General features: G+C 69.7%; 6 protein-coding genes. 3 read left to right on the top strand and 3 right to left on the bottom strand.

What is annotated here, in order from left to right; all coding sequences use genetic code 11:
* Positions 1–261: 261 nt before the first annotated feature.
* The gene (locus tag BWR60_RS35105) at positions 262–1,485 is read left to right on the top strand and encodes an IS110 family transposase (RefSeq protein WP_088157849.1); all 1,224 of its coding nucleotides are present in this window, start codon (positions 262–264) and stop codon (positions 1,483–1,485) included.
* Between the two features lie 160 nt (positions 1,486–1,645).
* On the opposite strand, the gene BWR60_RS35110 is transcribed toward BWR60_RS35105, so the two are convergent.
* The 3 genes from BWR60_RS35110 to BWR60_RS35120 are packed head-to-tail and all read right to left on the bottom strand — an operon-like array spanning position 1,646 to position 5,336.
* Positions 1,646–2,587, bottom strand: coding sequence for an ABC transporter permease (locus tag BWR60_RS35110; RefSeq protein ID WP_088157851.1), 942 nt, complete (start codon positions 2,585–2,587; stop codon positions 1,646–1,648).
* A 24-nt stretch (positions 2,588–2,611) separates the two neighbouring features.
* A complete protein-coding gene (locus BWR60_RS35115) occupies positions 2,612–4,168 on the bottom strand; it encodes an ABC transporter substrate-binding protein (RefSeq protein ID WP_088157853.1) in 1,557 nt (518 codons plus the stop codon).
* 43 nt (positions 4,169–4,211) lie between these two features.
* Complete coding sequence (locus tag BWR60_RS35120; RefSeq protein WP_088157855.1) at positions 4,212–5,336, bottom strand: C45 family autoproteolytic acyltransferase/hydolase; 1,125 nt, start codon at positions 5,334–5,336, stop codon at positions 4,212–4,214.
* Positions 5,337–5,507: 171 nt separating this feature from the next.
* Between BWR60_RS35120 and BWR60_RS35125 the strand changes: the two genes are divergently transcribed.
* Both BWR60_RS35125 and BWR60_RS35130 read left to right on the top strand, forming a co-directional pair.
* Positions 5,508–6,449, top strand: a complete 942-nt coding sequence (locus BWR60_RS35125; RefSeq protein WP_144445868.1) for a GntR family transcriptional regulator — start codon at positions 5,508–5,510, stop codon at positions 6,447–6,449.
* On the top strand, positions 6,446–6,970 hold the full coding sequence (locus BWR60_RS35130; RefSeq protein ID WP_088157859.1) for a GNAT family N-acetyltransferase: 525 nt from the start codon (positions 6,446–6,448) through the stop codon (positions 6,968–6,970). Before BWR60_RS35125 ends, BWR60_RS35130 begins: the two co-directional genes overlap by 4 nt.
* The last annotated feature ends 238 nt before the right edge of the window (positions 6,971–7,208 follow it).

Below are 7,208 nucleotides of genomic sequence, written 5' to 3' on the forward strand. Positions count from 1 at the left end.
GCGCGCTCATTGGGCAACCTCGGGGAGACGCGGGCTTGTCCGATAGGGTGGGTTCGCGTTGGTCCCGCGCCACTGCCGTGATCGCCAGGTGCGCTCGCCCTTCGAGGGCCCGCATGAGACCCGCGGGGCGGCGGTGGCCGGGAGTCCGAGACGGGCTACAGGAAGATGCGCCGTGGGTCGCAGCCCAGAGCGCCGGTCAATGAGCATCCCGCCAGGGCTCCCGGCAATCGGGATCATACTCCAGATCGAGGAGATGAGCCCATGGGGGTGTTCGTGGGCGTCGACTGGGGCGGTGGCTCGCACGCCGTCTGCATCATCGACGCGCGGGGGGAGATGCTGGACCAGTTCATGGCCGGCCACGACCGGGACGGCCTGGCGGCGCTGATCCTGCGCCTGAGGAAGCAGGGCGAGCCGGGCGACATCCGGATCGCCATCGAGCGCCCCTCGGGCCTGCTGGTCGATGCCTTGGTCGAGGCCGGCTTCGTCGTCGTGCCGATCCATCCCAACGTGGTCAAGGCCTGCCGGCCCAGATACCGCGCCGTCTCGGCCAAGAGCGATCCCGGCGACGCCTATGTGCTGGCCGACATCCTGCGCACCGACGGCCATCGGCTGCACGCGCTCAAGCCGCAGTCCGACGCCATCAAGGCCCTGCGCGGCCTGGTCCGCGGCCGCGACGACCTGGTCTCCACCCGCGTCGCCCTCGCCAACCAGCTCACCGCCCTGCTCGACAGCTTCTGGCCCGGCGCCGCGGCCGTCTTCGCCGACATCGCCAGCCCCATCGCCCTGGCCTTCGTCGAGCGCTACCCGACGGCAGAGAGCGCCGCCCGGTTGGGACCCGGACGCATGGCCGCCTTCCTCGCCCAGCACAGCTACTGCGGCCGCAGATCGCCCGAAGCCCTGCTGCAACGGCTGCACGCCGCGCCCGGCGGCCACGCCGGCGAGGCCGAGAGCGAAGCCAAGGGAGAACTCGTGCGCGCCCTCGCGCGCACTCTGCAATCCCTCGTCGCCGAGATCGCCCGCATCACCCACCGCATCGAGCACACCGTCGCCCAGTTGCCCGACGGCCGGATCGTCATGTCCTTCCCCAGGACCGGCAAGATCTGCGCCGCTCAAATCCTCGCCGAACTCGGCGACGTGCGCGAGCGCTTCCAGACCGAGGATCAACTCGCCGCCGAGGCCGGCCTCGCCCCCGTCACCTACCAATCCGGAAAGTCCCGCGGCGTCGCATGGCGATGGGCCTGCAACAAGCGCTTGCGCGCCGCCATCACCTGCTTCGCCGACAACTCCCGACACCAGAGCCCCTGGGCCGCCCACGTCTACAAGCGCGCCAGGGCCCGCGGCTGCGACCATCCCCATGCCATCCGCATCCTTGGCCGCGCATGGGCGCGCGTCCTCTGGCGCGCCTGGACCGATCAACAGCCCTACGACCCCGCCAAGCACACCGCCGCAAAGACCTTCAGGGCCCCGCCCACACACTCTGGTTGACACAGGAAGTCTCATGCCGNGCCATCCGCATCCTTGGCCGCGCATGGGCGCGCGTCCTCTGGCGCGCCTGGACCGATCAACAGCCCTACGACCCCGCCAAGCACACCGCCGCAAAGACCTTCAGGGCCCCGCCCACACACTCTGGTTGACACAGGAAGTCTCATGCCGTCACCCGCGGGTCGAACAGGGGGTAGAGGAGGTCGACGATCAGGTTCACCACGACATAGATGCCGGCGATGAACAGCAGGCAGCCCTGCACCACCGGATAGTCACGGGCATAGATCGCATCGACCAGCAGCCGGCCGAGGCCGGGGATGGTGAACACCGTCTCCACCACCGCGATGCCGCCCAGCAGGTTGCCCAGCATCAGGCCGATCAGCGTCCAGGTCGGGGCGAAGGCGGTGCGGAAGGCGTGGCGCCACAGCACCGCCCCTTCCGACAGCCCCTTGGCCCGGGCATGGGTGATGTATTCCAGCCGCATCACCTCGATGGTGCTGGCCCGGGCCATGCGGATGACCACCCCGGTCTCGACCAGCACCAGCGTCGCCACCGGCATGATCATGTACAGCAGCGCGGCGCCGGGATCCTCGGCGAAGGGCACGTAGCCGATCACCGGCAGCCATTGCAGCTTCAGCCCGAGGAGGAGGAGCATCAGCAGGCCCAGCCAGAAGGTCGGGATCGACAGCAGCAGCGTGGCGCCGGAGATCACGGCCAGGTCCAGCGGGCTGTCCTGGCGCCAGGCGGCGATCATGCCGGCGGGCACGGCGACCAGGCTGGCCAGCGCCACCGCGACCAGGACGATGCTGGCGCTGACCGAGAAGCGGTCGATGATCAGCGGCAGCACCGACTGGCCGGTGCTGATCGAATGGCCGAAATCGCCCGACAGCGCGTTGCCGAGCCAGTACAGGAACTGCACCGGGATCGGCTGGTCGAGGCCGAGCGACCGGCGCAGGTCGGCGACGGCGGACGGGTCCGCCATGTCGCCCAGCATCAGGGTCACCGGGTCGCCCGGGATCAGCCGGATCATGGCGAAGACGATGACGGCGACGACCAGCAGCGTCGGCACCGCCATGCCCAGCCGCTGCAGCAGGAAGCGAACCATCGGCAGGCTCTCCCGACGTTGGGATCAGTTCTTGATCGCCACGTTCCACAGCCGCGGCTTGGACGCGGTCCAGGGCTTGTAACCCTCGAGCCGGTCGGACACCGCCGCGATCTCCGCCCCGTTATAGGTGACGATCAGCGGCACGTCCTCGATCTGCATCCGGTGCAGCTTGTCGAAGATCACCTGGCGCTGCTTCGGGTCGCTGGTGATCATCGCGTCCTGGATCAGCTTCAGAGCCTCGGGGTTCTCCCACACCTTGCGCGGCTGCTTGTCCTTGGGGCCCGAGACCATCTCGTAGCTCAGCGCCGGGTCCATCCGGGCGGAGTAGCTGAAGGACATGGTCTGGTAGTCGCCGCTGGTGTAGCGGTCCAGCTGGGCGCCCCAGTCCAGCACCTCCAGCTCGATGGCGATGCCGGCCTGCTGCGCCAGCGCCTGGGCCAGGATCGCGGTGTCGTAGACGCTCTGGTACTTGCGGTTGACCAGCATCTTGATCGGCTGGCCGCTGTAGCCGGCTTCGGCCAGGAGCTTCTTCGCCTCCTCGACATTCGGCGTGTAGCCCTGCTCCTCCACCGCGGTGTGATACGGGCTGGCGCTCGGGATCACCGAGGGGTTGGGCGGCGAGGTGCCCTGGGTCACCGCCTGGGCGATCTGGCTGTTGTCGATCGCCAGGGCCAGGGCGCGGCGGATGCGCACATCCTTCATCAGCGGGTCGCGCGTCTGGATCAGGATCGCGCTCATCGACAGGGTCTGCGCCAGCTCGGTGCGCACGCCCTTCTGGCCGTCGATCTCCTGCTTGTCGGCGATGCTGACATCCGGCACCAGGTCGATGTCGCCGGACAGGAGCGCGGTCTTCGCCGCGGCCGGGTCGCCGATGATGGCGAAGCGCACGGTCTCGGCCAGCGCCTTCTTGCCGCCGGTGTAGCCGTCGCGGTCGCCGTCGCGCGAGGCATAGCCGTCGAAGCGCTTCAGCAGCACGTACTGGCCCGGCTCCCACGTCTCCAGCCGGTACGGGCCGGTGCCGATCGGCTTGATCCACTTGCCGTCCGCCCCGACCGAATCCGGATGGATGACCGCGCCCTCGGCGCAGTCGGTGCGGGCGATGGTGGCCAGGAACAGGGCGCTCGGTGCGTTCAGCTTGAACACGACGGTCTTCGGGTCCGGCGCCTCGACGGATTCGATCTTCATCCGGCCGCGGCCGTCGAGCTCCGGCAGGCAGCGCCATTCGGTCTTGGGGTCGAGCCAGCGCTTCCAGCTCCACACCACCTCGGCCGAGGTCATCGGCGCGCCGTTCTGGAACTTCACCCCGTCGCGCAGCGTGAAGGTGTAGGTCTTGCCGTCATCGGAGACGGCCCAGCTCTCGGCCAGCATCGGCCCGACCGAGGCGTCCTCGCGATAGGCGACCAGCCCCTCGACGACATGCAGGATCACCGCATCGGTGTTGTCGTCGCGCTTGGTGCCGGGGTCGGTCGAGCGCAGGTCGCCGTTCAGCGCCACGCGGATGGTGTCGGCGGGCGGCGCCGCCAGGGCCGGCACGGCCAGCCCCAGCGCCGCCGCGAGCGCAAGAAGGGAAAGACGGGACATAGAGGCCTCCCTGTGTTGAGGCGTTGCTATCAGCCGGACCGCGTTAGGCCGCGTTCTTCGTCCGGCGGGACAGGTCGAGCGAGTAGGTGGTGAAGGTCCGGTTCAGGGCGGGCAGCGGCGCCACCTCCATGGTCCCCTCGGCCGGGCGCATGATCACCATGGCGACCGTGGCCGACAGGTTGTTCCGCGAGGAGGGGCGCGGCGGCCGGCACACGGCGTAGGGCGCGCCGAAATCGTCGAAGAAGGCTGCCTTCATGTCCTCGGCCGTCAGCTGGCCGCGCCTGGCCTGGAGATGCTGCTGCACCCGCCAGTCGCGGTAGTAGCTCTCGGGCGAGCTCGGGATGCCGGCCTCCCTCAGCTTGGTCAGCGCCACCGGGCTGCGCCAGTGGTTGGCGTGCACCAGGAGGCCGTCCTCCGGATACAGCGGGAAGGTCTCGTCCGGCGCGCATTCGAAGTCGATGGCGAAGCCGCCGGCATTGCTCAGGATCATGTTGTTCGAGGCGGATTTCGGCGTCACCGCGATGGTCCGCATCGAGATGGCGAAATGCTCCTGCTCCAGCGCCTTGCGCCGGATCAGCGGCAGCGGCACGCCGACATCCAGCTTGTAGTCGCGATCGGATTCCAGGTAGTTCGCGGTGATCGCGGTGCCGACCGAGTTCAGGCCGTTGCGGGCCAGGCCGCCGGCCTCGGTGAAGGTCAGAACGTCCGGCCCGTCCTCGCGCCGCACCCGCAGCACGATCGCGGTCTCGGCGCATTCCGCCCGCCAGTCCCAGTTCTGGCCGTGGATCAGCTGGCCGTCGGCGCTGGCCGAGCCCAGGATCACGGCGCCGGTGCAGCCGTCCGGATCGTCCTCGACCACGCCCTTCCGGCGGTGCGCCAGCTGCATCACCTCGGTGCGGCAGTTGATCAGCGCCACCGCCTCGAACTCCAGCTCCGCGCCCTCGGCGATGCCGCGCATCTCCTCGATCAGCTCGGGCGCGAACTCGCCCATCTTCGGCAGGAAGTCGGCGACGAAGCCGCGGATCTGCGCCCAGTCATAGCCGAGGTCGCGCAGCTGCCGGGCATAGACCTCGACGCTCTTGCGGGTGCGGTCGGCCGCGGCGGCGCCGTATTGCCGGCCGCGTTCGCGCGGCGTGCCGGAGATGTCGACGAAGGGGAAGGGCGTCATGATCGGGGACCCGTTGTCATCGGATGGTCACACCGTAATGCGCTTTATGGAGACGAAAAACACATTTTTGCGGCATGCTGCGAAGTCGAAAGAATTTTGCGTGGCTGTTGCGCGTGCTTTCCCGGCGCCGCGCCTGGGCTATCATGAGGGGTGGACATCGTGGAGCGCGACGTGACGGCAGCGGTGGAGGCGGCGGGGCGGGCGAGCCCGCTGCAATTGGAACTGGCCCGGCAGATCGTCGAGCGGATGCGCGACGAGGGCTGGGCGCCCGGCATGCGGGTGTCGGAGCAGGCGCTGGCCCGCGCGCTGGGCGTCTCGCGCTCGCCGATCCGCGGCGCGCTCGACCTGCTGGTGGCGCGGGGCGTGCTGGAGGCGGGATCCGGCCGCGGCTTCGTCCTGTTGCGCCGGCCGGAGGGCGATGAGATCGCCCGGCTGATCCCGCGCTCGGAGGGCGAGGCGGTCTATGCCGCGATCATGACCGACCGGGCCAATGGCCGGCTGCCGCAGGAGGTGTCGGAGGCGGAGCTGATCCCGCGCTACGGCGCGCCGCGCGGCGTGGTACGCAAGGTGCTGATGCGCTTCGCCGCCGAGGGGCTGGTGCAGCGCCAGCGCGGCCATGGCTGGCGCTTCGTCGACAGCCTGGAGACCGACGAGGCGGTGAACGAGAGCTACCAGTTCCGCATGGTGGTGGAATGCGCGGCGCTGCGGCAGCCCGGCTTCCGCGTCGACCGCGACCGGGTGCAGCAGCTGCGCCGGGCTCACGAGGACATATTGGCCCGCGCCCCCGGCGGCATCGGCACCGACGAGTGGTTCCGGGTCAACACGGCGTTCCACGAGATGCTGGCGTCGTCGTCGGGCAACCGCTTCTTCCTGCAGGCGGTGCGGCAGCAGAACGCGCTGCGCCGGATGCAGGAATACGCCGATTTCGTGCAGCTGCCGGACGGAAGGGTCGAGCAGTCCTGCCGCGAGCACCTGGCGATCCTGGACGCGCTGGAGGCGGGCGAGGTCGAATGGGCGGCGGCGCTGCTGCACCGGCACTTGGCGCTGGCCGCCGGCACCTATGCCGGCGAGGCGGCGCAGGAGAACCGGCCGCGGGCCGAGCTGAGCGCATGACCGGGCCCTACCGCATCCGCGCCGGCCGCCCGGACGAGGTCGAGGCCGTCCGCGCCATCGAGGTCGCGGCGGCGTCGCGCTTCGGCGCGATCGGCCTGCCGGAGATCGCGGCGCTCGACCCGGCGGAGCCGGAGGAGGTGCTGCTGCGGGCCCGGGAGGGGCGGCTGTGGGTGACGGCCGATGCCGGGGACCGGCCGGTCGCCTTCGCCCTGTTCGGCGAGATCGACGGCACGCTGCATATCGAGGAGCTGGACGTCCATCCCGGCCATGCCCGCCGCGGCCTGGGCGCGGCGCTGATCGACCGGCTGGACGCCATCGCCCGGGAGCGCGAGCTGCCGGAGTTGACCCTGTCGACCTTCCGCGACGTGCCCTGGAACGCGCCGTACTACGCGCGGCTGGGCTTCGCGCCGATGCCGGACGAGGCGCTCGGCCCGGGCCTCGCCGCGATCCGCGACATGATCCGGGACAAGGGCATCGACGTGATCCCGCGCCTGTTCATGCGCCGGGGGGTGGCGGGGTAGGGCGGGATCGGCGCGGATCGGTTCATCCGATCGCAAGGCGCAATGTCAAAATTGTGCACTGTCACCGAATTCTCTTCCAGCTTGTCGAGATGGACTGCACCCCTGGGGTGAGACAGTGGAGTTTAAGTGACAGGGGGCTGTTGAGGTCAGCGGGGCCAAGGGTTGGTGAGGTCAGCTTCGAATTCGGTTGGGGGTTTGTAGCCGAGGGCAGAATGGAGCCTTTGGCGGTTGTAGGTTG

It is taken from the genome of Inquilinus limosus, from assembly GCF_002195995.1.
Classification (GTDB): domain Bacteria; phylum Pseudomonadota; class Alphaproteobacteria; order DSM-16000; family Inquilinaceae; genus Inquilinus; species Inquilinus limosus_C.